19 protein-coding genes are annotated in these 23,601 nt (G+C 64.7%); 15 read left to right on the top strand and 4 right to left on the bottom strand.

Features of this window, described 5'->3' with window-relative positions; all coding sequences use genetic code 11:
• Positions 1-34 precede the first annotated feature (34 nt).
• The 3 genes from HCR84_RS15785 to HCR84_RS15775 are packed head-to-tail and all read right to left on the bottom strand — an operon-like array spanning position 35 to position 3,550.
• Positions 35-958: an ornithine cyclodeaminase family protein gene (locus HCR84_RS15785; protein ID WP_166979454.1), complete on the bottom strand. Its 924-nt coding sequence runs from the start codon at positions 956-958 to the stop codon at positions 35-37.
• Positions 959-984: 26 nt separating this feature from the next.
• The gene (locus tag HCR84_RS15780) at positions 985-2,034 is read right to left on the bottom strand and encodes a proline racemase family protein (RefSeq protein WP_166979456.1); all 1,050 of its coding nucleotides are present in this window, start codon (positions 2,032-2,034) and stop codon (positions 985-987) included.
• A gap of 40 nt (positions 2,035-2,074) precedes the next feature.
• The gene (locus HCR84_RS15775) at positions 2,075-3,550 is read right to left on the bottom strand and encodes an alanine/glycine:cation symporter family protein (protein ID WP_166979458.1); all 1,476 of its coding nucleotides are present in this window, start codon (positions 3,548-3,550) and stop codon (positions 2,075-2,077) included.
• 229 nt (positions 3,551-3,779) lie between these two features.
• Here HCR84_RS15775 and HCR84_RS15770 point away from each other — a divergent pair, with 229 nt between their 5' ends.
• On the top strand, positions 3,780-4,658 hold the full coding sequence (locus HCR84_RS15770) for an SMP-30/gluconolactonase/LRE family protein (protein WP_166979460.1): 879 nt from the start codon (positions 3,780-3,782) through the stop codon (positions 4,656-4,658).
• Positions 4,659-4,714: 56 nt separating this feature from the next.
• Here HCR84_RS15770 and HCR84_RS17685 read toward each other — a convergent pair whose 3' ends face one another.
• Entirely contained in the window at positions 4,715-7,021 is a 2,307-nt protein-coding gene (locus tag HCR84_RS17685; protein ID WP_166979462.1) for an LPXTG cell wall anchor domain-containing protein, read from the bottom strand.
• A gap of 455 nt (positions 7,022-7,476) precedes the next feature.
• Between HCR84_RS17685 and HCR84_RS15760 the strand changes: the two genes are divergently transcribed.
• The 14 genes from HCR84_RS15760 (at position 7,477) to HCR84_RS15695 (ending at position 23,590) form a co-directional block, all read left to right on the top strand.
• Entirely contained in the window at positions 7,477-9,492 is a 2,016-nt protein-coding gene (locus HCR84_RS15760) for a glycoside hydrolase family 127 protein (protein WP_166979464.1), read from the top strand.
• Between the two features lie 57 nt (positions 9,493-9,549).
• A complete protein-coding gene (locus HCR84_RS15755; protein WP_166979466.1) occupies positions 9,550-11,241 on the top strand; it encodes an ABC transporter substrate-binding protein in 1,692 nt (563 codons plus the stop codon).
• Positions 11,242-11,244: 3 nt separating this feature from the next.
• Positions 11,245-12,210: an ABC transporter permease gene (locus HCR84_RS15750; protein WP_166979468.1), complete on the top strand. Its 966-nt coding sequence runs from the start codon at positions 11,245-11,247 to the stop codon at positions 12,208-12,210.
• Positions 12,210-13,205, top strand: coding sequence for an ABC transporter permease (locus tag HCR84_RS15745; protein ID WP_166979470.1), 996 nt, complete (start codon positions 12,210-12,212; stop codon positions 13,203-13,205). Before HCR84_RS15750 ends, HCR84_RS15745 begins: the two co-directional genes overlap by 1 nt.
• Positions 13,202-14,113 carry an ABC transporter ATP-binding protein gene (locus HCR84_RS15740; RefSeq protein WP_166979472.1) on the top strand — a complete coding sequence of 304 codons (912 nt, stop codon included), beginning with the start codon at positions 13,202-13,204 and terminating at the stop codon, positions 14,111-14,113. Before HCR84_RS15745 ends, HCR84_RS15740 begins: the two co-directional genes overlap by 4 nt.
• On the top strand, positions 14,106-14,957 hold the full coding sequence (locus tag HCR84_RS15735; protein ID WP_166979474.1) for an ATP-binding cassette domain-containing protein: 852 nt from the start codon (positions 14,106-14,108) through the stop codon (positions 14,955-14,957). The genes HCR84_RS15740 and HCR84_RS15735 overlap by 8 nt, the downstream gene beginning before the upstream one ends.
• Positions 14,954-16,270 (top strand): alpha/beta fold hydrolase, encoded by a 1,317-nt coding sequence (locus HCR84_RS15730; RefSeq protein WP_166979476.1) that lies wholly within the window; start codon positions 14,954-14,956, stop codon positions 16,268-16,270. The genes HCR84_RS15735 and HCR84_RS15730 overlap by 4 nt, the downstream gene beginning before the upstream one ends.
• Positions 16,267-17,712: an aminopeptidase P family protein gene (locus tag HCR84_RS15725; protein WP_166979478.1), complete on the top strand. Its 1,446-nt coding sequence runs from the start codon at positions 16,267-16,269 to the stop codon at positions 17,710-17,712. Before HCR84_RS15730 ends, HCR84_RS15725 begins: the two co-directional genes overlap by 4 nt.
• Positions 17,713-17,727: 15 nt before the next feature.
• Positions 17,728-18,399, top strand: a complete 672-nt coding sequence (locus HCR84_RS15720) for a GntR family transcriptional regulator (protein WP_166979480.1) — start codon at positions 17,728-17,730, stop codon at positions 18,397-18,399.
• Between the two features lie 200 nt (positions 18,400-18,599).
• Positions 18,600-19,817, top strand: a complete 1,218-nt coding sequence (locus HCR84_RS15715) for an NAD(P)/FAD-dependent oxidoreductase (protein WP_166979482.1) — start codon at positions 18,600-18,602, stop codon at positions 19,815-19,817.
• Positions 19,814-20,230, top strand: a complete 417-nt coding sequence (locus tag HCR84_RS15710) for a (2Fe-2S)-binding protein (protein WP_166979484.1) — start codon at positions 19,814-19,816, stop codon at positions 20,228-20,230. The genes HCR84_RS15715 and HCR84_RS15710 overlap by 4 nt, the downstream gene beginning before the upstream one ends.
• On the top strand, positions 20,227-21,654 hold the full coding sequence (locus tag HCR84_RS15705; RefSeq protein WP_166979486.1) for an FAD-dependent oxidoreductase: 1,428 nt from the start codon (positions 20,227-20,229) through the stop codon (positions 21,652-21,654). The genes HCR84_RS15710 and HCR84_RS15705 overlap by 4 nt, the downstream gene beginning before the upstream one ends.
• Before the next feature lie 10 nt (positions 21,655-21,664).
• Positions 21,665-22,579 carry a dihydrodipicolinate synthase family protein gene (locus HCR84_RS15700; protein ID WP_166979488.1) on the top strand — a complete coding sequence of 305 codons (915 nt, stop codon included), beginning with the start codon at positions 21,665-21,667 and terminating at the stop codon, positions 22,577-22,579.
• A gap of 9 nt (positions 22,580-22,588) precedes the next feature.
• Positions 22,589-23,590 (top strand): proline racemase family protein, encoded by a 1,002-nt coding sequence (locus HCR84_RS15695; protein WP_166979490.1) that lies wholly within the window; start codon positions 22,589-22,591, stop codon positions 23,588-23,590.
• Positions 23,591-23,601: the final 11 nt, after the last annotated feature.

Genomic DNA, 23,601 nt, shown 5'->3' with positions numbered 1-23,601 from the left:
CGTCAACCTTCACTGCATCGTATGCCGCTACGTCTCAAACCATCTCGTCGAGAAGGGTAGCGATCGCCGTCGCGAGAGCGAGATCTTCCCACGACATTCCCGTCGTCTTGACGACGATGGGTGTGTCGCGGTGAAGCTCGTGCTCACCGCGAATCACCGCCCGCATCGGAATGAGATCGTCGCGCGTGATTGAGCCGTCGGCAGCGGCCATCACAATGTCTCCACCACTGCGAAACGCCGTGTCGACATCCTCCACGACAATCTGCGCACGCGCCATCAGCGCACTGGGCAGCTCGCGCTCCGCGGGGTCATGAGAGCCGAGTGCGATGACGACAGCATCCGGTCTCACCCACTCGTCATCGAGAACAGGGGTCTTGGCTGTGCTCGCGCAGACAATCAGAGTGGATGCCGCGATCGCAGCGCGCGCCTCGTCAGTGCCGGTCTCGGCCCATCGCTCGCACCAGTCAGGACGGGTGCGACTGACATACGTGATGCAAGACTCGCGAGTCTCGCCGAGCACCGCGCGCAGCGTTGCCTCGTGTGCAACGCCCTGGGCACCGGTTCCGACGATGACGACGTTCAACGGTTCAGCGCTCGCCGTCAGCAGCGGTGCGATCGGCGCGAACGAGACGGCCGGGGTGCGCAACGACGTGAGCGCAATGCCATCGAGCATCATGCGCGGCGACAGCGTCTCGGCGTCGAACAGCAAGTACTGCCCTTGAATGCGCGGCACCGTGCGTTTCGGGTCGTCTGGCCCGACAGTGAGCACCTTGATGCCCGTCGCCTGCTCTGTCGCCGAGGGCATGACGAGCAGCTCGCCGCCCGGAATCGGCAGCAGCTGGCGCGGGATGTCATCGGCCGGGTCGAAACCCTTCTGCAGCGTCTGGCGGATCGCCTCGACAGCGGCATCCTCTGTCAATGTCGCGCGAACGGTGTTGGCATCAACGTAGGTCATCATGGTGATCTGTTCTCTTTCTTCGGGGGTCAGCGCAGGACGAAGCCAGGGGTCAGAGGGTCTCGTGGGTCGACCGTGAATGTGCTCTCGCCTGTGCGGTAGGCCATGCCCGACACCTGCGGAATCACGGCGTCTCGCCCGTGCACGCGGGTACGCGAGAGGATGCTGCCTGCGAACGTCGAGCCGACGATCGAGCCGTGCTGCAGTGTGCCGTTCTCGGTGAGCGTTCCCTCTGCGGCGAGCGTTGCAATGCGGGCGGCCGTGCCCGACCCGCAGGGCGACCGATCGACCTGCCCGTCGGCGAAGACAGTGACGTTTCGCTGCGAGACGGTGGCGTTGTGCTGCGCGAGCGGACCTGCGGCGTCCGATGGTGCGGACGCGGGCGTCTGCTCAAACAGAATGGTGCCGTAGATGCCGCTCTGGCGCGGGTCATCCGGATGCTGCGCGACGGCCGCGTCGTTAAGCGCCCACTTGACCTCGCGGCCCAGCGCGATGAGGGCGTCGATGTTTCCGGGCTCAACACTCAGCCCAACGGATGCCGCATTGAGCTGCGCATAGATGGCGCCGCCGTACGACACGTCGACCAGCACGTCTCCCCGCGAGGTTCGCACTGAGACGCCGGTCGCCAGAACATAGCTCGCAATGTTGACGAAGTCGACGCTCGTGACCAGGCCGGCTTCGGTGTGCACCCGCGCGGTGACTCGCCCAGACGGCACATCGATCACGACCTCCGTGGTGCCGGTGTCGGGCGCTGCCACCACCCCGGTTTCGACAGCCCACACGCCGAGCGCGATCGTTCCGTGCCCGCAGGCCGTCGAGAACCCGTCTTTGTGCCAGAACAGAACGCCGAAGTGCGCACCGTCGTCATCGGGCGGCGTGATGAACCCGCCGTACATGTCTGCGTGACCGCGCGGCTCAAAGCAGAGAACCTTCCGCAGGTCGTCGAGCGCCGACCCCGGGGCCATCGCGTGCACGCGGCGCTCCGCCACGGTGTCGCCCTTGAGCGGCACGCCAGCGTCGTCGACGATGCGAAACGGCTCGCCTGCCGTGTGAAAGTCCACGGTGCTGACAGCATCCATGCTTCAGAGTCTCCCAGGTTGTGTTCGTGAATTTCGGCACTCAACGGTTGTCGTCGAGAAGGCCGTCGGCCTTCGCTCGGGCGATCGTGCCCGTGTGGTCCTGCATCCAGAAGTGAGCGCGCTTAATGCCGAGCGCTTCAGGGTTGAACGCGAGGTCTTTGCCCGCCTTGCGCTGCCTGTCGTAATCGCGCGTCACCGTGTAGACGACGGGGCTCAGCAGGAGGATGCAGATCATGTTGACCCAGCCGATCGAGCCGTAGCCGATGTCGCCGATTGCCCAGATGATCGTTGGCGACTCGACGCTGCCGTAGAACGTGATCGCGACCATGCCGATCTTGAGCACCCAATCGGCGACCACCGCAGCGCGCCCGCGGAACAGGTAGACGACGTTCGTCTTTGCGATGTAGTAGAACGCGATAAGTGTTGTGAAGGCGAAGAAGAACAGCGCGATGGCGACGAAGCCCGGGCCGATTCCCGGAGCGATCGTGTCGATGGCCGCCTGCGTGTACCCGGGGCCCGCTTCGATTCCGTTCGCACCGCTGAAGATCAGGTTGCCGTTCTCATCGGCGACGTCGTAAAGCCCTGAGATGAGAATCATGATGCCCGTCGCATTGCACACGACGACAGTGTCGATGAAGATCGAGAACGCCTGAACGAGGCCCTGCTTTGCGGGGTGGCGCACGGCGGCGGATGCTGCACCGAACGTTCCCTCGCCGACACCGGCGACATTGGAGAAGACGGCGCGGCGCACGCCCCAGGCGACGGCCGCGCCGAGGATTCCACCGAACACTTGGTTGACGCCGAACGCGCTTGAGAAGACCAGCTGCATCGTCGGCCAGATCTGCTCGACATTCGCAGCCAGCATGACGATCGTTGCGATGATGTAGCCGGCGGCCATGAACGGAACGAACACCTGGGCGACGGCGACGATGCGCTTGGTGCCGCCGACGATCACAACGGCAAGAAGCACGGTCACGAAAATGGCCGTTGCCCAGAGCGGAATGCTGAACGCTTCATTCACGCTCTGTGCGATGTTGTTCGACTGCACGCCGGGAAAGACGAAGCCGTACCCGACGAGGATCATCGTGGCGAGAATGACGGCGAGCCACTTCGCCTTGAGGCCCTTCTCCACGTAGTACGGAACCCCGCCTCGATGCTCACCGTCGATCTTCGTCTTGAACACCTGCGCCAGCGTCGACTCGGCGTAGGCGCTCGCCGAGCCGAGCAGGGCGCACAGCACCATCCAGAACATCGCTCCGGGGCCGCCCGCGTAGATGGCCGTGGCCACACCGGCGATGTTGCCGACGCCCACACGGCTGGCGAGCGTGAGCAGCACTGCCTGCAGGGGAGAGTTGCCGTCTGGCGTATCTTTCTTCGCCCCAAGTTCGCGGATCATGTCGGGGATGCGCCGGAACTGAATGCCGCGCGTGAGGATCGTGAAAAAGAGTCCGAGCCCGAGGGCCAGATAGGCCATCGGATTCCAGATCAGGTCATTGATCGTGGCGAGGACGTCCATGTCTTCCTTACTGTCGTCGTGTTAAGACGCCGCATTCGTCCGCGAATGGGAGCGACGAAAAGTTTAAAACATGTGACATGTTACATATCACTGTGGAGCGTGGGAAGAGAAAGGCGCAGAATCCCGTCATCGGGAAGCGTCGCGCCTTCTGTAGCCTGGAGGACGCAGGTGACCAGTGCGACGTGTCGGCGTCACGTGCTGCACAGAACACACACGTGATCAACGGAGAATGGCTGTGAAGGCAGAGGCTTTGGGCGCGCCGGTGGCGTGGCACGGCGAAGGACCCATGTGGGATGCCGCTGAGAAGCGCCTGCTGATCGTCGACATGATGGCGGGAGCCGTCGTCGATCTCGGCTCGCCGGAATACGGCTCTGAAGCACCGACGAGGCACGATGTCGGAAGCGCCGTCGCGGCAGCCCTTCGACCGCGAACCGCTGGTGGGTTCGCCGTCGCAACTGAGCACGGATTCTCGCTCTTCTCGCGAGCGTTCACGCTCGAGAGGCGTTTTGACGACATCATTGTCGACCCCGGAATCCGCATGAATGAAGGCGGCTGCGACCCGCAGGGACGCTTCTATTGCGGAACGATGGCCTACGACGCCGAGCCCGGGCGAGGCGAGCTGTTTCGATTGGATGCCGACGGCACAGCGCATCGCGTCTTCGGCGACGTGACAATCTCGAACGGGCTTCAGTGGAGCGACGACGGAACTCAGGCGTACTACAACGACACTCCGACCGGCCGCATTGACGTGTTTGACTTCGACGGAGAACGAGGTGCATTCGAGAATCGCGCGCCGTTTGTCACGATCGACGAGGAGATCGGGCGCCCGGACGGCCTTGCCGTCGACGCGGAGGGCGGCGTCTGGACGGCGCTCTGGGGAGGCGGCGCGGTTCGGCGCTATGACTCCAACGGTCGCTTGAGCGAGGTCGTCGATGTGCCGGGCGTGACGAACACCTCGGCCTGCTGCTTTGGGGGAGAGGGGCTGCGCACGCTCTTCATAACCACGTCACGTCAGGACGTTCCGCAAGGCGAGCAGCCTGCGGCCGGGGCGGTCTTCGCCGTCGAGCCCGGAGTGGCGGGACGCCTGCTGTCGTCATTCGCCGGCTGACCGGGGTGAAAGCGCAGGGTATCTCGACGATCACCCTGCGCTTTCACCAGCCGTCGCTACTGTTTGGTGCCCGCCGATCTGCGGCGTACAAGCATCAGCCCACCTCCGAGCAGAAGGGCGACGAGTGCCGCTGCGGCAGCGCCGATGATGTCAGCTCCCGTGCGCGGCAATTCGCCCGCGGCATCCGATGCCTCATCTGACGGGGCCTCGCCCGGGGAGCCACTGTCGTCCCCCGGGACTGCCGGCTCAGCCGGGTCTTCAGGCTCGCCTGGTTGCCCCGGCTGATCAGCCGCTTCCCACACGGCGTCGAGAGAGAGCGCTGTCGTGCCGTCTGGAATGCCCCAGTCAGTGGGCAGGATGCTGTCCCCGCCCGCGATGCTCCAGCCAGAGAACGTGTAGCCATCCCGCGACCAGTCGGCACCGAACACGTCGGCGATGTTTGGCAGCGAGAAGCCCTGCTGCGCGACGTTGATCGTCATGATCTCGTCATCCGCCGCAGCGGTTACCATCGATGTCTCTGCACCAAATGTCTGCATGCTGGGCTCGTCAGAGTTCTGGGCGCCGGACGTGATGGTTATCGTGACGGGAAGAACGTACGCTGCCGTGCCCTGAACCTCGGTGCGCGTCGTGTCCTCGAGCATCCAGCGCGTGCCAGATGCCGTGTCGGTGAGGGTCAGCGAGACGCCGGTGTTCGCGCGGTCGTCCAGCGCTAGTGCGCGACCGTTCGCCGCGTTCACAAGCTGGCCGTCATAGACAGCATCCGGTGTCGATGTGTCGGGAACGAAGCGCCACTTCTGGCTGTCATCGCTCGCGTCGGCGCCGATTCCGGCATACCGCACTTCGGTGTCGGAGGTGGCCGAGAGTACGCCGCTGCCGTCTGACGCGCTGATCGTGTAGAACCCGTTGTCGTAGTCGATCGACCAGACGCCGTCGCCCCAGGTGAACCACACGACGACGTCGCGATCGGGGTGCTCGGCATCGCCGGCAAACCTGTCGATCTGGAAGTCACCGCTGACGGTCTGCGTCGAGATGCGGAACTGGTCGCTGCCGAATGCCACGTCGGTTGCGGTGACGCGGGGCTCCTGCTCGGGAAGCTCGGTGTAATCACCGTGGTACTCGTCTGGAGCGGGTTCATCCCATGGTGCGGGCAACGTCAGATCGCTCGGGTAGATCTTCTCGAAGAATGCGTATGACGTCGGGTCGTACTCTTTGAGCTCGGCCCTGGTGTTGATGGGGCTGCGCACGCCGTCGGTCCAGTCGGGCTTTTCGGCCATGACATCGAACCAGATCGCCGACAGCGTCGCGAAGAACTCGTCGCTGTTGCCAATCGCATAGGTGTTGGGCCAGAGGCCCGTGAGATAAGCGTTCTCGTACGCGGCATAGAACTCGTCTGCCAGCGTTGTGTCAGTCATCGTCTCGATTCCGACGAGCTTCACAGCGTGGCCGAATTCGTGGATCAAAATGTTCTCGTTCGTGTAGCTCGTGTTGAGAAACGGGTCGGTGTTGCCGCGCGTGCGCAGCACATTGCGTTCCGAGATCGACGAGACGCAGTTGTTGTACGTGCTGCCGCCATACCCTTCGACGTCGTACATCTCGGGGTCGTAGCCACCGCGGTGTTCGGGAATGAGGTACGCATTCTCTCGTGACGCGTACACGGCGAGGGAGCATCCGAAATCGGCCATCTGCGCGGCGATGCCTGTCTCGGTCTTCGCCAGCTCGACATCGACCTGCGCGGCCGCGAGAGTCAGTGTGCTGGCATCAACACGTGAGTTCGCCTTCACGACGATGCCGGTGTCAGTCGTGACGGACTGCGTGTAATAGTCGAGTTTCGGGATGCCGGTATACACGGCGTCTTTCGCCTGCGCGCCCTCGCCGTCTACGATCGCCGAGCCGGTCACCGTCAGGGTGAGCGGCTCGCTCATGTCGATTGTTCCCGTGTAGGCGATGCTCGCGAGGTGGAGATCGTCTGGAAGCCGCTCCATGCTGTTGGCGTCGGTTGCCGCCATCTGCTCGTTCTTCTTGTCGAAGAAAATCGTGTCGGTGCGCCCTGTGGCGGGTTTCGCCGTGAGGTCGATTGTGCGGTCGCCGTTGGTGAGCACGATGTTCTCTGGGCTCACGGCTTCTTTCTCGTCGACGTAGCGATCCCAGTAGATCTCGAGAAACTTCTGTTCGTTGATGACGCGGATCTCGGTGATCTGCGGGCCGTCGAACGTTGGGTCCGTCGCAACGGTGCCGTCGGCAGCGACACTGATTGTGGCGTCGGTCTCGGCGGCAGCTGCCGGGCTGGCGCCGAGGAGCAATGCGGGCATGAGCAGCACGGCCGTTGCCAACGCACCTCCCGCTGTTTTTCGTGAATGTGTCATGGTTCTCCTATGAACTCATCTGCGGTTAACGTGAGCGAGCTCGCGCCGCCACCGTCGTGATGGGGCACAGCCGTGACGTGACAAGGCCGTGACATGTGACACATCACTGATACGCACAGGAGTGTTCTGGGCCCTCTGGGGGCGTCTGACTCGACAACTGTCGAATCTGCAGCGCTCGCGCCTGCGGTCGCTCGCCGCTGCATCGGTGGTCGAAGGAACTCTCCCGAGGACGGATGCGGTGAAGCGGCGGTGCTGTGTGCCTCGCCCTCGATTGACCGTGACTTTACACAACCGCTGTGTCTTTGGGTACCCCTTCGGAGCAGATCGGCTTCGAGAATGACCGAACGCGGCGACCTGGCGTTGTGAACGGTCACATTTTGATCACGGGATTGACGTACCCGCCGAAGTGCCGTGTAACATATCACCCACTACAGGTCACAGAGCAGTGAGGTCCCGTGTCTTCTCCGACATCAGCCACATCGACAGCGCGAACATCGCGGGTTCGCCCAGCCGTCTCATCGGCAGCATCCCGATTCGCCTCCCTCGGCGCAACAGAGGTGACCCTTGCGAGCAGCGGACTGCTCGGGCAGTGGCAGCGTCGCAATCGCGAGCAGACCCTCGTGCACAGCATCGAGCAGCTGACGCTCGCAGGCAACCTCGACAACTTTCGTGCCGTCATCGGCGGCGCGACCGAGCCATACCGCGGCCGCTACCCGTTTCTCGACACCGACGTCTACAAGACGCTCGAGGGCATTGCCTACGAACTCGCCCGGGCAGAGCCAGCAGAAACAACAGAGTCGGGTGCCGTCACCCTCGATGCCTCCATTCGCAACTTCTACGAGGAAGCCATCGACCTCATGCAGCGGGCCCAGCTCGCCGATGGCTACCTCAACACCTACTTTCAAGCCGACTCGATCGACAAAGAGCCGTGGAGCGACCTCGCGTGGGGCCACGAGCTGTATTCGCTTGGTCACCTGATTCAAGCAGCGGTCGCCGCCAACAGGCAGCTTGGTGACGCCCGACTTCTCGACATCGCCGTGCGCTTCGCACGATTGGTCTGGCAGAAGTTCGGCCCCGACACCACAGAGACGCTCGCCTTCTGCGGGCACCCCGAGGTGGAGATGGCTCTCGTCGAACTGTTCCGCGAAACGGGAAACCGCGACCATCTCGAGCTCGCCGACCTCATGGTGCGCCGTCGCGGCCACCAGAGCATCAGCTCGACGATCTTCACGAGCGAGTACTTTCAAGACCTCGTGCCGTTCGTCACCCTCGACTCCGTGACGGGGCACGCCGTTCGCATGATGTACCTCGCCTCAGGTGCCACCGACGTGGCAACCGAGACCGGCGCAGACGATCTCGAGAAGTCCGTGCTGCACCTCTGGGACGACATGGTCGCGAGCAAGCTGTACATCACGGGCGGCCTCGGCAGCCGGCACTCAGACGAAGCCATCGGCGATCGCTTCGAGCTGCCGAGCGAGCGCGCCTACAACGAGACCTGCGCGGCCATCGCCCTGATGCAGTGGGCATGGCGGATGCTGCTGAACACGGGCGAAGCTCGTTATGCCGACATTTTCGAAATCGTGCAGTACAACGCCTTCGCCGTCGGGCTCTCCGACGACGGCTGCGCGTTCTTCTACGACAACCCGCTGCAGCGCCGGGGCGATCACATGCAGCGCTCGGGCGCCGAGGCCGACGGGCCCCTGCTGCGCCGCGCCTGGTTCGGCTGCCCCTGCTGCCCGCCGAACATCATCCGCTGGGTGTCTGAGCTGCAAGACCACGTTGCATTCGCAGACGAACACACGCTGCACATCGCCAACCTCACCGCGGCAGAGATCAGCCACGACGGGCTCGAGCTCACCATCGCCTCTGAGTACCCCTGGGACGGCGACGTCATGATCGACGTGACGGCCGCTCCGAAATCTGACCGCGCGGTCGCCGTGCGCATTCCGTCTTGGGCCCACGGCGCGACGGTGGAGCGCGCAGGCAGCCGCGCGACGGCGACGCCCGGCGACTGGGCGCGCATCGACGACGTGACAGCGGGCGAGAGCATCCGCATCAGCCTGCCGATGACCGCACGCGCCCACGGGGCAGATCCCCGAGTGGATGCTGTTCGCGGCAGCCTCGCTGTGGCCCGCGGCCCCCTCGTCTACTGCGCCGAACAGCAAGACAACGAACGCGACATCGATTCCCTCGTCGTGTCGCCTCGCGCCGTGCGTGCGTTCGAACCCGAGTCGCGACAGGTCGTCGCTTCGGGGCCGAGCATCGTGCTGCGCGGGCTCGTCACGACGGTGTCGCTCGGTCAGACAGAGCTCTACCCGGAGCTTCGAGACGACGCGGATGCTGCTGACAGCACTGGCACCACAGACCCGGCTGCGAAGGATGCAGCCCGAACGCACCTCACACTCGTTCCCTACTTTCAGTGGGGAAACCGTGAGGCCAAGGCAATGCGCGTATGGCTGCGCACGGCCTAACCCCCTGAAACACCCACAGTGCGGGCAGAGACGCCCGCATCGACAGAGAGTGAACTGATGAAGAAACGCAATATGGTGCTGGGATTGGGCCTCGCTGCGGCCCTCGCCCTCACGGGATGCAGCGCCGGAGGCGACACCTCCGGTGACGGCGGAAGCAGCGGCGAGGCAGTCAAAGGCGGCACGCTCAACGTTCTTGCCACGACTGACTTCTCGCACCTCGACCCGGCGCAGGGCTGGGACGGTGGAGTCAACAATTTCTACCGTCTGATCTATCGCACGTTGACGACGTATGCGGGCGGTGATGCAAAAGACCCGACCGAGATGGTCCCTGACCTCGCGACGGATCTCGGAACACCCAACGAGGACAACACCGAGTGGACGTTCACACTGAAGGACGACATCTTCTTCCAGGACGGTTCGGAGATCACAAGCGAAGACGTGCGCTTCGGTGTCGAGCGCTCGCTTGACCCAGACATCGCCGTTGGCTCGCCGTACGCGAAGATTCTGCTCGACGGAGCCGATGACTATGAAGGCGTCTACAAGGACGGCCACCTCGACTCGATCGAGACGCCGGATGACAAGACGATCATCTTCCACCTCAACCAGCCGTTCGCCGACTTCGGCAGCGCCGTCGCCCAGCCGGTGTACACACCATTCCCTGCGGATGGCGATGTGACGACAACGAGCATCGACAAGCAGCCGATCTCGTCTGGGCCGTACGTCGTCACCGAATACACGCCCGGAAGCACGATTGTTCTTGAGCGCAACGAGTACTGGGAGCCTGACTCCGACGAGGTGCGTAAGGCGTACCCCGACAAGTTTGTGTGGACCCTCGGACTCGACAATTCAACGATCGACGAACGCATGATCGCGAACCAGGGTGACGACAAAAACGCCATTGCTGGAATCGTCTTGGCGTCGTCGCTTTCGCGGATCCAGGAGCCCTCGATTCAGGAGCGCACTCTTGAAGGGCTGAAGGGCTGCACCACATACCTCGCGCTCAACAACACGAAAGCACCGCTGGACGACATCAAGGTGCGTCAGGCGATTTCCTACGCGATCGACAAGAAGTCGGTGCAGACCGCGACCGGAGGCCCTGCGCTGACCGACATTGCCACGTCTATGCTGCCGCCGTCGGTTAAGGGGCAGCAAGACTTCGATCTCTACCCGAGCAAGGACAGCGAGGGTGATCCTGAGAAGGCGAAGGAGCTGCTCGCCGAGGCGGGCTACGCTGACGGGTTCGAAATGAGCCTCGACATGCGTGCCGTGCCCGTTACGCAGGCTCAGGCGGAGTCGCTTCAGGAGTCGCTCGGCAAGGTCGGCATCGACGTCAAGCTCAACGTCATCGACACGGCAAAGTACTGGCAGATCATCGGTACTCCGAGTCAGCAGACGGATGCCGCCATTGCGGGCTGGTGCCCCGACTGGCCGACGGGAGCCACCTTCCTTCCGCCGCTGTTCGAGGGAAGCCAGATCTTCGATCAGGGCAACTCCAACATCGCCCAGTTCGACAACGAAGCGGTAAACAAGCGCATGGCCGAGATTCGACTCATGACCGACGTTGAGAAGGCGAACAAGGCCTGGGGAGAACTCGACAAGCAGATCCTCGAGTCTGCGCCCGCGGTTCCGCTGACGTGGGAGAAGACGGTGACGGTGACCGGCAGCAACATTGCCAACGCCAACCTTCACCTCGCCTACTCCGGTGGCATCGACTTCGTGACTGTCGGTCTGAAGAGCGTGGACGAGTAATACATGTCTCAACCTGCGAGTGAAATCGCGGTCGGCACACGGAAGGGGGCGCTGGCGTCGCTTGACGGCGGCAGCGCCCCCAGCCCCGTGAAACGAGTCGTCGCCGCGCTGCGAAGCACCCCATCTGTTGTCGTCAGCTTCGCGTGGATTGTGTTCATCGTGCTGCTGGCGCTCGCGGCGCCGCTGCTCGAGCAGATCACGGGCGTTGGCCCCTACAGCTACGACGAGTCCGCCATCGATCCCGCACTCGGGGGCCTGCCCATCGGCTCCTGGGGCGGCATCAGCCCGGATCACTGGTTTGGCGTCGAGCCCGGGAGTGGCCGCGACGTCTTCATGCGTATCGCCTATGGTGCCCGGGTGTCTCTGACCATCGCGGTCAGCGCCACCATCGTCACGACAACACTCGGTGTTGTTTTCGGGATGCTCAGCGGTTTCTTCGGCGGCATCCTCGACCAGCTGATCTCGCGCCTGATGGACTTTCTCATGGCGTTCCCGGCGCTGATCTTTATGATCGCGCTGCTTTCTGCATTGCCGGCCGGAAACCGACCGCTTCTGCTGGTGATCGTCCTGAGCGTGTTCGCCTGGCCCTACACCGCGCGTATCGTGCGTGGTCAGACGATGTCGCTGCGCAACGGCGAGTTCGTCGAGTCGGCACGTGCCTCGGGCGCGAGCCCCGCGCGCATCGCCTTCAAAGAAATTCTTCCCAATCTTCGCGGAACCATTATCGTGCTCTCGACGCTGTCGGTTCCGCAGTACATCGGAACAGAAGCTGCGCTGTCATTTCTCGGCGTCGGCGTCATTCCGCCCATGCCCTCGTGGGGTCAGATGATCGCCGCATCCGTCTCGTGGTACGCGGTCGATCCCATGTACTTCATGATTCCCGGATTGTTCCTCTTCTTCACCGTGCTTTCGTTCACCGTCGTAGGGGACCACCTGCAGAAGCAACTCGACGCGGGGGATGCTGCCTGATGCTTTTCTACATTGTCAAACGAGTCCTTGCCGGTGCGGTCGTGCTGTTTCTCATCACGGTGTTCACCTACATGGTCTTTTTCGTGCTTTCGCCCGACCCCGCCTACATGATCTGCGGCAAGACCTGCACGCCCGATCGCATCGCCGATATCCACGAGCGGCTCGGGCTCGATCGGCCGTTCTGGGAACAGATCTGGATCTTTATCAGCGGGCTCTTCGTCGGTCGTGACTATGGCGAGGGCGTCAATGCCGTGCACTGTGCCGCGCCGTGCCTCGGCTACAGCTTCCAGACCAGCCAGTCGGTGTTCGAGATGATCGTCCAGCGTCTGCCTGTCAGTGTGACCTTGGCGATTGGCGCGGCGATCCTGTGGCTTCTCGCCGGTGTTGGCGGCGGACTTCTGAGCGCTGTCAAGCGCGGCACCTGGTGGGATCGCGGCGTCATGGTCGGGGCGTTGTCTGGAATCAGCCTGCCGAACTTCTTTGTTGCTCTGGGACTGCAATATATTCTCGTCGTCAAGCTGAAGTGGCTTCCGTTTCCGCAAGCTGTGCCGTTCAGCGATGACCCGCTTCAATGGTTTCAGGCGTACATCATGCCGTGGGCGGTGCTCGCGTTTATGTTCGCAGCAATGTATACGCGGCTTATTCGAGCGAACGTCATCGACACTCTCGGCCAAGGGTTCATACGCACAGCTCGCGCGAAGGGCCTCGCACCGAGCGTGGTCTTTGGGCGGCATGCGCTGCGGCCCGCGCTCACTCCCGCCGTGACGCTGTTCGGCATGGACTTCGCGGCACTGCTCGGCGGCGCGCTCATCACCGAGACCGTGTTCGGCCTCAACGGTGTGGGTAAGCTCACCGCCGACTCCATCACGCAGAACGACCAGCCCGTCATCATGGGCGTCACTCTTCTCGCGGCCGCCATTGTCGTCGTCGCGAACATCGGTGTCGACCTGCTCTATTCGGTGCTCGACCCGAGAGTGAGGGTGAAGACACAATGAGACGAAACGTCAAGAAGAACGCAGCGCCCAAGACGGGTTCGCTCAAGACCGTCTCGATTCCAATCAGCGGATCGTCACTGCTCGAGGTGGAGAACCTCACGGTGACCTTCCAGACCGTGCGCGGCCCCGTCGACGTTGTGAAGGACTCGTCGTTCCGCATCGAGCCGGGCAAAACGCTCGGCATCGTCGGGGAATCCGGCTCGGGCAAGTCGATGACCTCGCTCGCCATCATGGGGCTGCTGCCCGACGGCGGGGCGACGACCGGCCGCATCCGGTTCTTCGGTCATGATCTGCTGGACCGCTCCGATCACGAGATGCGCCGGGTGCGCGGCGAGAAGATCGCCATGATCTTTCAAGACCCGCTCTCGTCTCTCAATCCGTATTTCACGGTGGGGCTGCAGATCAGCGAGGCCTATCGTGCGCACCGCGGAGGGTCGAAGCGCGACGGCAGAAGGGTGGCGATCGATGCCATGCGGCGTGTGAAGATCGCCGACCCGGAGCACCGTGTCGACCATTACCCGCACCAGTTCTCTGGCGGCATGCGGCAGCGCATCATGATCGCCATGGCGCTGTGCCTCGAACCCGACCTCATCATCGCAGACGAGCCGACGACAGCACTCGACGTGACGGTGCAGGCGCAGATTCTCGAGCTGATGACCGAGCTTCAGAAAGAGACGGGAACGGGGATGCTGTTCATCACGCACGATCTCGCCGTTGTCAGCGAGGTTGCCGACGACGTGCTCGTGATGCAGAACGGCGAGACTCGCGAGCATGCTCCCGTTGCCGAGATCTTCTCGAACCCGCAGTCGTCGTACACGAAGGCGCTGCTCGACGCCGTGCCGCGCATCACCGACGTCGTCGGAGACATCAGAGCTGTTGACGAAAGCAAGGGAGTGAGCAATGAGTGACACTCGCACGCCGCTGCTGCAGGCCGACGGCCTCACGAAGACGTTCATCACACAGGGAAGCGGCGTCGTCTTCTCGGGGAAGAACGAATTCACCGCCGTCGACGACGTGAGTTTCGACGTGAACGCGCGCGAGACCCTCGCGATCGTCGGTGAGTCGGGGAGCGGCAAGTCGACGATGGCGCGCATCGCAGCCAAACTGCTTGAGCCGACGTCGGGGAGAGTCTTGCTCGACGGCGTCGACATGACAAAGGCGAAGGGGAAAGAGCTCGCGCACTTTCGTTCGAAGGTGCAGGTGGTGTTTCAAGACCCGTTCTCGTCTCTCAACCCCAAGCACACCGTCGAGCGCATCGTCATGGCCCCCCTCGACTACCAGGGAGTGAAGCCCAAGACAAAGCGCCGCGACTTCGTGCGCGACCTGATGGATCGAGTGGGGCTCAACCCTGACCACAGCCAGCGATACCCCGGGCAGTTCTCGGGCGGACAGGCGCAGCGCATCGGCATCGCCCGCGCGCTCGCCGTCGGGCCGAGCCTTGTCGTGTGTGATGAAGCCGTGTCTGCTCTCGACGTGTCTGTGCAGGCCGTTGTGATCAAGCTGCTGAAGGACCTGCAGCGTGAACGCGATCTGAGCTACATCTTCATTGCCCACGACCTCGCCGTGGTTCGGCACATCGCCGACCAGGTCGCCGTCGTGCACAAGGGGCAGATCGTTGAGCACGGCGCCCGCGACAGCATCTTCGACGCGCCGCAGCACGAATACACGCGGGAGCTGCTCAGTGCCGTTCCGCAGATCAATCCCGAATGGGAAGCCGCGCGCGTCGCGAACGCGCAGAGGGAGAACTCGTGATCATCGACAGCTACACGATGCCCGGAATCCACGTCGTCGACCACGAGGCTGTCGTTCCCCTCGACTGGTTCGACGAGAGCGACTCTCGGCAGATCACGGTCTTCGCGCGCGAGCTCGTCGCTGCAGACAAGCGACACGAGACGCTTCCGCTCATCGTCTACCTGCAGGGCGGGCCCGGCGGCAAGTCGCCGCGACCCACAGACGCCTCGGGCTGGATCGGCGAGCTGCTGAAGACCCACAGGGTGATTCTTCCCGACCAGCGCGGCACGGGGCGCAGCAGTCGCGTCGACGCGCGCGGCATCCAGGCACTCGACGGTGCGCAGAACCAGGCAGACTATCTCGCGTGCTTTCGCGCCGACTCGATCGTGCGTGACCTTGAGCACCTGCGTGTGCACGAGTTCGGCGGCGAGCGATGGGAGACCCTCGGGCAGAGCTACGGCGGGTTTCTCACGCTGAGCTATCTCTCGCACGCGCCAGAGGGACTCGCGGCGTGCTACGTCACAGGCGGGTTGGCGGGACTCGACCCCGCAGCCGCGGAGGTGTACCGCCGCACGTACCCGCGAACGGCTGCGAAGAACCGCGTCTTTCAGGCGCGCTACCCGAGTGACGTCGCCACGGTGTCGCGCATCGCCGACCGGCTGGCGCGGAACGACGTGCTGCTGCCAGACGGCGATGTGCTCACGGTACGTCGGCTGCAGAGCCTCGGCATCGACTTCGGCATGAAGCCCGGCTTCGAGCGTATGCACTGGCTGTTCGATGAGGCGTTCGCGGGCGGCACGGGCGACGAACTGAGCGACACGTTTCTCGCGCAGGTGCTCGCCCGCACGTCATACGCTGACAACCCACTGTTCGCCGTGATGCAGGAGTCCATCTATGGGCACAGCGGCGCGGGAGCGACGGCGTGGGCTGCGCAGCGAGAGCACGAGCGGCATCCGGAATTCTCTGACGACGCCCGCCCGTTGCTTTTCACCGGCGAGATGATCTACCCGTGGATGTTCGACGAGATCAGGCTGCTGAAGCCGTTTAGGGGTGCTGTCGAGCTGCTCGCCAGCCGTGATGACTGGAGCCCGCTCTATGACCACGACGCACTTCGAGACAACGAGGTTCCGGTTGCCGCCGCCGTCTACTACGACGACATGTACGTCGACGCGCACCTGCAGCTCGACACCGTGAGCCGCGTGGGCAATGCGCGCGGCTGGGTGACGAACGAGTTCGAGCACGACGGCATCGGGTCGGGCACCGTTGTGCCGCGCCTGCGCGAGATGGTCGCCGAGTTCGGCGGACCGATCAAAGACGAGAAGGGGTCACGATGAACGCACGGTCGATGCCAACAGGAAAAGACGCCCGGATGCCGCGGCTCGCTCAGATTGACGAGTTCACGCGCTTCATGGGGCAGGGGTGGGCGACGCCCGACCGATCGCCGAGCGTCGAACCGGGCGCTGCCGCGGCGTCTGCCCAGCATCGGGAGCGGCTGAGCGCGCAGTTCGCGGGCGAGAGCGTCGTTGTGTTCTCGGGCACGGCGCCGATTCGCGTAAACGACTGCGCCTTCGACTTTCGGCCGGACAGCGGGTTCTTCTGGCTCACCGGGTGCACGGCAGAAGACGCCGTTGTCGTGCTGAGCGCCCGAGCGGGCGGGCACGATGCCGTGCTCTACGTTCCCGAACCCGCGTACCCCGGCGACACCGACTTCTTCGGCAACGCGGCACACGGGGAGCTGTGGGTCGGGCCGGCGCCGTCGCTCGGCGAGTGGTCGCAGGCCCTGCAGATCGAGGTGCGCGGGCGCGGTCAGCTCGACGCCGACCTGCGCGGCATCCGTGATCTTCACGTTTCTGGGCGTCTGGACACCGCGACTCTGCCCGAGACGGTCGGGGGCGGCGCGGCATCCGCTCGTCTGGAACGTGAGCTCTCGGAGCTGCGCATGATCAAGGACGCGTGGGAGATCACGCAGCTTCGCCGCGCCGTCGACGACACAGTGAACGGGTTCGCCGCCGTCGCACGCGAGATTCCACGCGCTGTCGCGGGTGGGGGAGAGCGCTGGCTACAGGGAACGTTCGAGCGGCACTCGCGCACGCACGGCAACGGGCCTGGCTATTCGACGATCGTTGGCAGCGGCGACCACGCGCCGATTCTGCACTGGGTGCGCTGTGACGGCGATGTCGCTGACGGCGACGCGCTGCTGCTGGACATGGGCGTTGAGGCGCGAACCTTCTATACGGCAGACGTCACGCGCACTCTCCCCGTTTCGGGCACGTTCTCGCCCGCACAGCGTCAGGTGCACGACCTCGTCGAGAAGGCGCATCGCGCGGGGCTCGACGCCGTGCGCCCCGGTGCGCAGTTCAGCGACTTTCACGCGGTGATGATGGAGGTGATCGCCCGGGGGCTCGACGACTGGGGGCTGCTGCCGGTCTCGGTCGATGAGGCGCTGAGCGAGCGGGGGCAGCACCACCGCCGCTACATCGTCTGCGGTGTCGGGCACCACCTTGGGCTCGACGTTCACGACTGCGCACGGGCCGACTACTCCGCGTACCAGGGGGCGCCGCTCGCGGACGGCATGGTGCTCACGGTGGAGCCCGGACTGTACTTCCATGCCTTCGACGAGACAGTGCCCCCTGAGTTGAGGGGCATCGGTGTTCGACTTGAAGACGATATCTTGGTCACGGAAAGAGACGCGGAAGTGCTCTCTGACGCGCTCCCGATCAGTGCAGACGGAATCGAAGCGTGGACGGCTGAGCATGTTCAGGGTGCGAACTCCTGAGGGGATGGAAACGAGATGACCACGAGTGCGATTCAGCCCGTACCGCAGCAGTCGAGCTTGCGCGATTACGTGCAGCAGATGCTGTCGACGGGCATCATCTCGGGTGAGCTTGCTCCGGGTGAGCTGCTGACGGTGCCGACGCTCGCCGGCAAGTTCGGCGTCTCGGCCACGCCGGTGCGCGAAGCGATGCTCGGGCTCGCTCGCCGCGGGTTCGTCGAGCCGGTGCGCAACAAGGGCTTTCGCGTGACGAGCGTGAGCGAAGAGGAGCTGACGCAGATCGCACAGGTGCGCCTCTGGCTTGAGCCGCCGGCCATGTACGAGCTGGCCGCGACCTTTCCGTCCGAGAACGCGAGGGAGCTGCGGGCGCTCGCAGACGAGATCGTCGCGGGTGCCGCGGGGGGCGACCTGGCAACGTACCTGCAGTCGGATCACGCGTTCCACATGGCGCTGACGCGCCTGCTGGGCAACCCGCATCTCGCCGAAGTCGTCGCCGATCTGCGCTCGCGTACGCGTCTTGTCGGGCTCGCGTCGATGGTGAAGACCCAGAAGCTGCAGGACTCGGCAGCCGAGCACGTCGAGCTGCTCGATCTTCTGGCGGCGGGCGACCGTGAGGGGGCACGCGACCTCATGGCGAAACACATTCATCACACGCTCGGCTGGTGGTCGGGCAAGCCAGAGGATCGGTGACCGGGCTGCTTGCGCGCCAGAATCGGCGATGCGCGCCTGAAACGTCGAGCGCCGGGTGCAGAAAATGGCGCGGAATCTGTGCGGGCGCCGTGCGGACCCGGAGTCGAGGGTCGGCGTGAATCGTGCGGCACGACAACACTTCACTTTTTTAGCAATGTGTGACATATTACATATGACAGGCTCACAAGGAGGAGGGCGCAATGAGTTACGACGTTGCGATCATCGGTGCCGGCATCGTCGGCGCAGCGATCGCTCGTGCCCTCAGCCGTGATGGTGTGAGCGTTGTCGTTCTCGAGCGCGGTGCGGCCGCGGCGGGCACGAGCGGCCAGGGCGAAGGAAATCTCCTCGTCTCAGACAAAGCTCCGGGTCGCGAACTCGAACTTGCTCTGCACGCCAACCGCCGCTGGATCGAGCTTGCCGCCGACCTCGCCGACGAGCTCGGTCCCGACTTTCCAAACATCGAGTTCGAGCGCAAGGGCGGCCTCGTAGTTGCGACGACCGAAGCCGGCGCCGAGCCGCTTAAGAACTTTGCTCGCTCGCAGGCAGACGCGGGCGTCGATGCGCAGATCATCGACACCAGCGAGGCACTGCAGCTCGAACCACACATCAACCCCGGCATCACGGCGGCCGTCGCATACCCGCAGGACTCCCAGGTGCAGCCAGTCATCGCCACAGAAGCGCTGCTGGCGTCTGCGCGTCGGGCGGGAGCCGAGGTGCGCTGCGGCGTGGACGTGCTCAGCAGCATCCGCTCGGCCTCAGGCGAGCTCACGGGTGTGCAGACGACTACCGGTGCGGTGACTGCCCCCACGATCATCAATGCGGCGGGCCCCTGGGCTGCAGAAGTCGCGTCGAGAATGGGCGTTGCTCTTCCCGTTCGCCCGCGCCGAGGCGTCGTGCTCGTCACCACGCGAATGCCTCACCGCATCTTTCGCAAGGTGTACGACGGCGACTACTTCGGCGCGACGCAGTCCAACGACGTGGCGCTGCAGACGTCGAGCGTCATCGAATCGACGGCAGCCGGCACCGTGCTGATTGGATCGAGCCGTGAGCAGATCGGATTCGACTCGCGGCTGCGCGCCGAGGTGATCCGTGAGATCGCGGCGAAGAGCACCCGCGTCTTTCCATTTCTGCGCACCGCGAGCATTATGCGCGCCTACGGCGGATTTCGGCCGTTCATGCCCGACCACCTGCCGGTTATCGGCCCAGACCACCGCCTTCCCGGCCTCTGGCATGCGACCGGCCACGAGGGCGCCGGAATCGGCCTGTCGATCTCGACGGCCGACCTGGTGAGTGACCTCTACGCGGGTCGCACGCCAGAGCTGGATGCCGCAGCCTTCAGTATCGCCCGCCCGTCGCTCGCTGCGGCCCTGGCGGCAGATGACGGCGCGGAGCCGAGCACACGGGACGGTGCAGCATGACCGCGTATCGCCTTTCCCCTGAGCATGACCCGGCCGAGCGCATCGACGGCGACCGCGTAAGCATCACCGTCGACGGCGAGCGGCTCACGGGTCCCGTCGGGAGCACGATCGCCGGCGTGCTGCTCGAGAATGGACGAGACTCCTGGCGCATCACCAGCCGAGGCCGTCGGCCGCGCGGCATCTTCTGCGGCATCGGCATGTGCTACGACTGCATCCTCACGGTCGGCGACGAACGAGACGTGCGCGCCTGCCAGCGTCGCGCATGCGATGGCGACGTCGTCTCGCTGCAAAGCGAGGGGCGGCCGGATGCTGCCGGCGGCGCAGATTCGCACGACACTCAGCCAGCGGGCACCGCGCCCACGGCCCCGCCCGACGGTGAGTCGACGGAACGCGGCGAGGGGGCATCCTCATGAGCATTGTGATCATTGGAGCAGGCCCAGCTGGGCTCGCCGCAGCACGCTCGGCACTTCGCGCCGGGGCGGATGTCACCCTGCTCGACTCGTCCGACCAGCTCGGTGGCCAGTTCTGGCGGCACCTTCCCGACACCGCCCACGCCGCGAAGCAGCGTGTTCTGCACCACGGCTGGAGCACGTTCGAGGCTCTCGCGAGCGAGGTGACGCAGCATCCGTCGTGCACGCTGGTGCAGAATGCGCAGGTGTGGCTCATCGAGCAGCGAGATGACGGCGCTCCCCGAGTTCACGCGCACGTCGGCCCCGTCGATTCAACCGGTCGCGAGAGCATCATGCTTGAGCCCGACGCCCTCATTCTCGCCACAGGCGCGCACGACCGCACGATTCCGTTCCCCGGCTGGACGCTGCCCGGCGTATACACAGCGGGCGCCGCTCAAGCCATTGCGAAGTCAGAGCGCATCGCCCTCGGCTCGCGCGCCATCGTCGCCGGGGCGGGGCCGTTTCTTCTGCCCGTTGCGCAGTCGCTCGCGCTCACCGGAGCCCGAGTGCTCGGTGTGTACGAGGCGACGACAGCCGCGGCACTCGTGCGCGGCTGGGGTGCGAAGCCCTGGCAGCTCGGGGCAGCCGTGAGCAAGATGCCCGAACTCGCCGGGTATGTCGCGGGGCACCTGCGCCACGGCGTGCCGTATTACACAGGCCGCGCCGTCATCGAAGCGCACGGCACCGACCGCGTCGAGGCAGCGACGATTGCCCGCGTGGACGAGAACTGGTCACCCATCGCGGGAACCGAGACGGTGGTCGAGACGGATGCTGTCTGCGTCAGCCACGGTTTCACACCGCGCCTCGAACTCGCTATTGCGGCAGGATGCAGCATCAGCGCCGAGCGCTTCGTCGAGGTTGATGCGCGTCAGCAGACCAGCATTCGGGGTGTCTACGCCGCCGGTGAGCTCACCGGCATTGCCGGGGCCGACGCCGCGCTTGCCGAAGGTGCGATCGCCGGGCATTTTGCCGCACGCGGTCCGCGATCGGCGACGATCACCCGAGCCGCCCGCGCGCGCGACCGCTTCGTGTCGTTCGGCGAGCGGCTCGACGCCGTGCACGCCCCGCGCCCCGGCTGGACGCGCTGGCTGCGCGACGACACGACGGTGTGCCGCTGCGAAGAGGTGACGAGCGGCGAGCTCGCCAGCATCCAGTCGCAGACCGCCTCGTGCGGGCTCCGCTCTCTCAAACTCTCGACACGCGCCGGTCTCGGCATCTGCCAGGGCCGCATCTGCGGGCGCAGCGTTGAGGAGCTGCTCGGCGGCACGTTCGCCGACGGCGTCGCCACAGACCGCAGGCCCATCGTCTCCCCTGTGCGCATCGGCGATCTCGCCGACGCTGCCGTGGAACCTCCAACCGAAGACACTTCTCACCAGAAGAAACACTGAAAGGTACGCAATGAGTAAGAAGTTTGACCTCGGAGGCGTCGTCGTCGCGACGACCCTTCCGTTCAAGGACGACGCAAGCGCTCCCGCAGGGCTCGCCGTCGACTACGAGAAGTTCGCCGAGCACTGCAACTTTCTGATGGAGAATGGATGCCGCGGCGTCGGCCCCAACGGCTCGCTCGGCGAGTACTCGTCGCTGACAGATGAGGAGCGCCGCAAGGTGATTCAGGTGGCCGTCGAGGCCGTCGCCGGTCGCGGCATCGTCGTCGCCGGAGTGCACGGCGTCGGCTGGCACCAGGCTGTGCAGTGGGCCGAGTACGCGAAGGAAGACGGCGCGGACGCCGTGCTGTGCCTTCCGCCCACCATCTACCGCGCCAACCGCGACGAGGTCATCGAGCACTACAGCAAGGTGAACGAGGTCGGGCTGCCGATGATGCTCTACAACAACCCCCTCGACACCAAGGTCGACCTCACGCCCGACCTGATTGCCGAGCTGGCGACACTCGAGAACGTCGTGGCTGTCAAGGAGTTCTCCACAGACATCCGCCGCGTCATGGACATTCAGGATGCCTGCGACATCGACGTCGTCGCCGGTGCAGACGACCTGCTGTTCGAGTCGCTCGTCGCTGGCGCCGTCGGCTGGTTCGCCGGGTACCCCAACGTGTTCCCGAAGGAATCGGCCGAGATCTGCGAACTCGTGTACGCGGGAAAGATCGACGAAGCGCGTGACCTGTACCGCGAGCTGCGTCCGGTGTTCTACTGGGACTCCGAGACCGAGTTCGTTCAGGCGATCAAGCTGTCGCAGGATGTCGCGGGCAACACGTTCGGCGGCCGCACCCGTCCGCCGCGCGGTCCGCTGTCTGCGCAGCAGATCGAGGGCGTCACGCGCGACACCAAGCGCGCCCTCGACTACATCGCGAGCCGCTAGGGTTTTCACATGAGATCAAGCCGTGTGATCACCGCGGTCGATTCACACACCGAGGGGATGCCGACGCGCGTCGTGACGGGCGGCGTCGGCGTCATCCCCGGCGCGACCATGAACGACAAGCGGCTGCATGTCATCGAGCACCAGGACGATCTGCGGCAGTTTCTCATGAACGAGCCGCGCGGGCACGCCTCCATGAGCGGTGCGCTGCTGCAGCCTCCCACACGGGAGGACTGCGACTGGGGCATCGTGTACATCGAAGCATCCGGCTGCCTTCCCATGTGCGGCCACGGCACCATCGGCGCCGCAACCGTGCTTGTCGAGACGGGCATGGTCGAGGTGACAGAGCCGGTCACCACGATTCGCCTCGACACCCCGGCCGGCCTCGTGATCGCCCGCGTCGCCGTCAGTGAGGGGCACGCGGATGCCGTCACAATCGAGAATGTGCCCAGCTTTGTCGACAGGCTGGATGCCGTGATCGACGTGCCCGGGCTCGGCGAGATTCCGTACTCCCTTGCATTCGGCGGTAACTATTACGCCATGGTGAACCTCGACGACGTCGGGCTGCCCTTCGACCGCGCGCGTCAGCAGGAGATCCTCGACGCCGGGCTGGCGATCATGGCGGCGATCAACGAGCAGGATGCTCCGAAGCATCCGTCGATCGCAGGACTAGACCACTGCCACCACGTCGAGTTCATCGCGCCCGGCTCCAACGCGCAGCTTTCGCGCCACGCCATGGCGATTCATCCCGGCTGGTTCGACCGCTCGCCCTGCGGCACGGGAACGTCAGCGCGCATGGCCGAGCTGTGGGCGCGCGGGGAGCTTGCGCTCGACACCGACTTCATCAACGAGTCGTTCATCGGCAGCCGCTTCACGGGACGGATCATCGCCGAGACCGACGTCGACGGCATGCCCGCCGTCATTCCGACCATCACCGGGCGGGCCTGGGTGACGGGCATGGGGCAGTACATGCTTGACCCTGCCGACCCTTTCCCCACCGGATTCGTCTTCTAGGAGGCACACGT

Origin of the sequence: Paramicrobacterium fandaimingii (genome assembly GCF_011751745.2) — a bacterium.
GTDB lineage: Bacteria > Actinomycetota > Actinomycetes > Actinomycetales > Microbacteriaceae > Paramicrobacterium > Paramicrobacterium fandaimingii.
Note: the sequence above shows the minus strand (reverse complement) of the source record. Positions and strands in the feature narration are given on the sequence as shown.

Excerpts from the sequence above, each read along its gene's own strand:
- HCR84_RS15745 (WP_166979470.1), top strand. The coding sequence starts at position 12,210 with ATGCTTTTCTACATTGTCAAACGAGTCCTTGCCGGTGCGGTCGTGCTG.
- HCR84_RS15705 (WP_166979486.1), top strand. The coding sequence starts at position 20,227 with ATGAGCATTGTGATCATTGGAGCAGGCCCAGCTGGGCTCGCCGCAGCA.
- HCR84_RS15715 (WP_166979482.1), top strand. The coding sequence starts at position 18,600 with ATGAGTTACGACGTTGCGATCATCGGTGCCGGCATCGTCGGCGCAGCG.
- HCR84_RS15785 (WP_166979454.1), bottom strand. The coding sequence starts at position 958 with ATGATGACCTACGTTGATGCCAACACCGTTCGCGCGACATTGACAGAG.
- HCR84_RS15780 (WP_166979456.1), bottom strand. The coding sequence starts at position 2,034 with ATGGATGCTGTCAGCACCGTGGACTTTCACACGGCAGGCGAGCCGTTT.
- HCR84_RS15770 (WP_166979460.1), top strand. The coding sequence starts at position 3,780 with ATGGCTGTGAAGGCAGAGGCTTTGGGCGCGCCGGTGGCGTGGCACGGC.
- HCR84_RS15695 (WP_166979490.1), top strand. The coding sequence starts at position 22,589 with ATGAGATCAAGCCGTGTGATCACCGCGGTCGATTCACACACCGAGGGG.
- HCR84_RS15750 (WP_166979468.1), top strand. The coding sequence starts at position 11,245 with ATGTCTCAACCTGCGAGTGAAATCGCGGTCGGCACACGGAAGGGGGCG.
- HCR84_RS15740 (WP_166979472.1), top strand. The coding sequence starts at position 13,202 with ATGAGACGAAACGTCAAGAAGAACGCAGCGCCCAAGACGGGTTCGCTC.
- HCR84_RS15775 (WP_166979458.1), bottom strand. The coding sequence starts at position 3,550 with ATGGACGTCCTCGCCACGATCAATGACCTGATCTGGAATCCGATGGCC.
- HCR84_RS15755 (WP_166979466.1), top strand. The coding sequence starts at position 9,550 with ATGAAGAAACGCAATATGGTGCTGGGATTGGGCCTCGCTGCGGCCCTC.
- HCR84_RS17685 (WP_166979462.1), bottom strand. The coding sequence starts at position 7,021 with ATGACACATTCACGAAAAACAGCGGGAGGTGCGTTGGCAACGGCCGTG.
- HCR84_RS15735 (WP_166979474.1), top strand. The coding sequence starts at position 14,106 with ATGAGTGACACTCGCACGCCGCTGCTGCAGGCCGACGGCCTCACGAAG.
- HCR84_RS15725 (WP_166979478.1), top strand. The coding sequence starts at position 16,267 with ATGAACGCACGGTCGATGCCAACAGGAAAAGACGCCCGGATGCCGCGG.
- HCR84_RS15710 (WP_166979484.1), top strand. The coding sequence starts at position 19,814 with ATGACCGCGTATCGCCTTTCCCCTGAGCATGACCCGGCCGAGCGCATC.
- HCR84_RS15720 (WP_166979480.1), top strand. The coding sequence starts at position 17,728 with ATGACCACGAGTGCGATTCAGCCCGTACCGCAGCAGTCGAGCTTGCGC.
- HCR84_RS15700 (WP_166979488.1), top strand. The coding sequence starts at position 21,665 with ATGAGTAAGAAGTTTGACCTCGGAGGCGTCGTCGTCGCGACGACCCTT.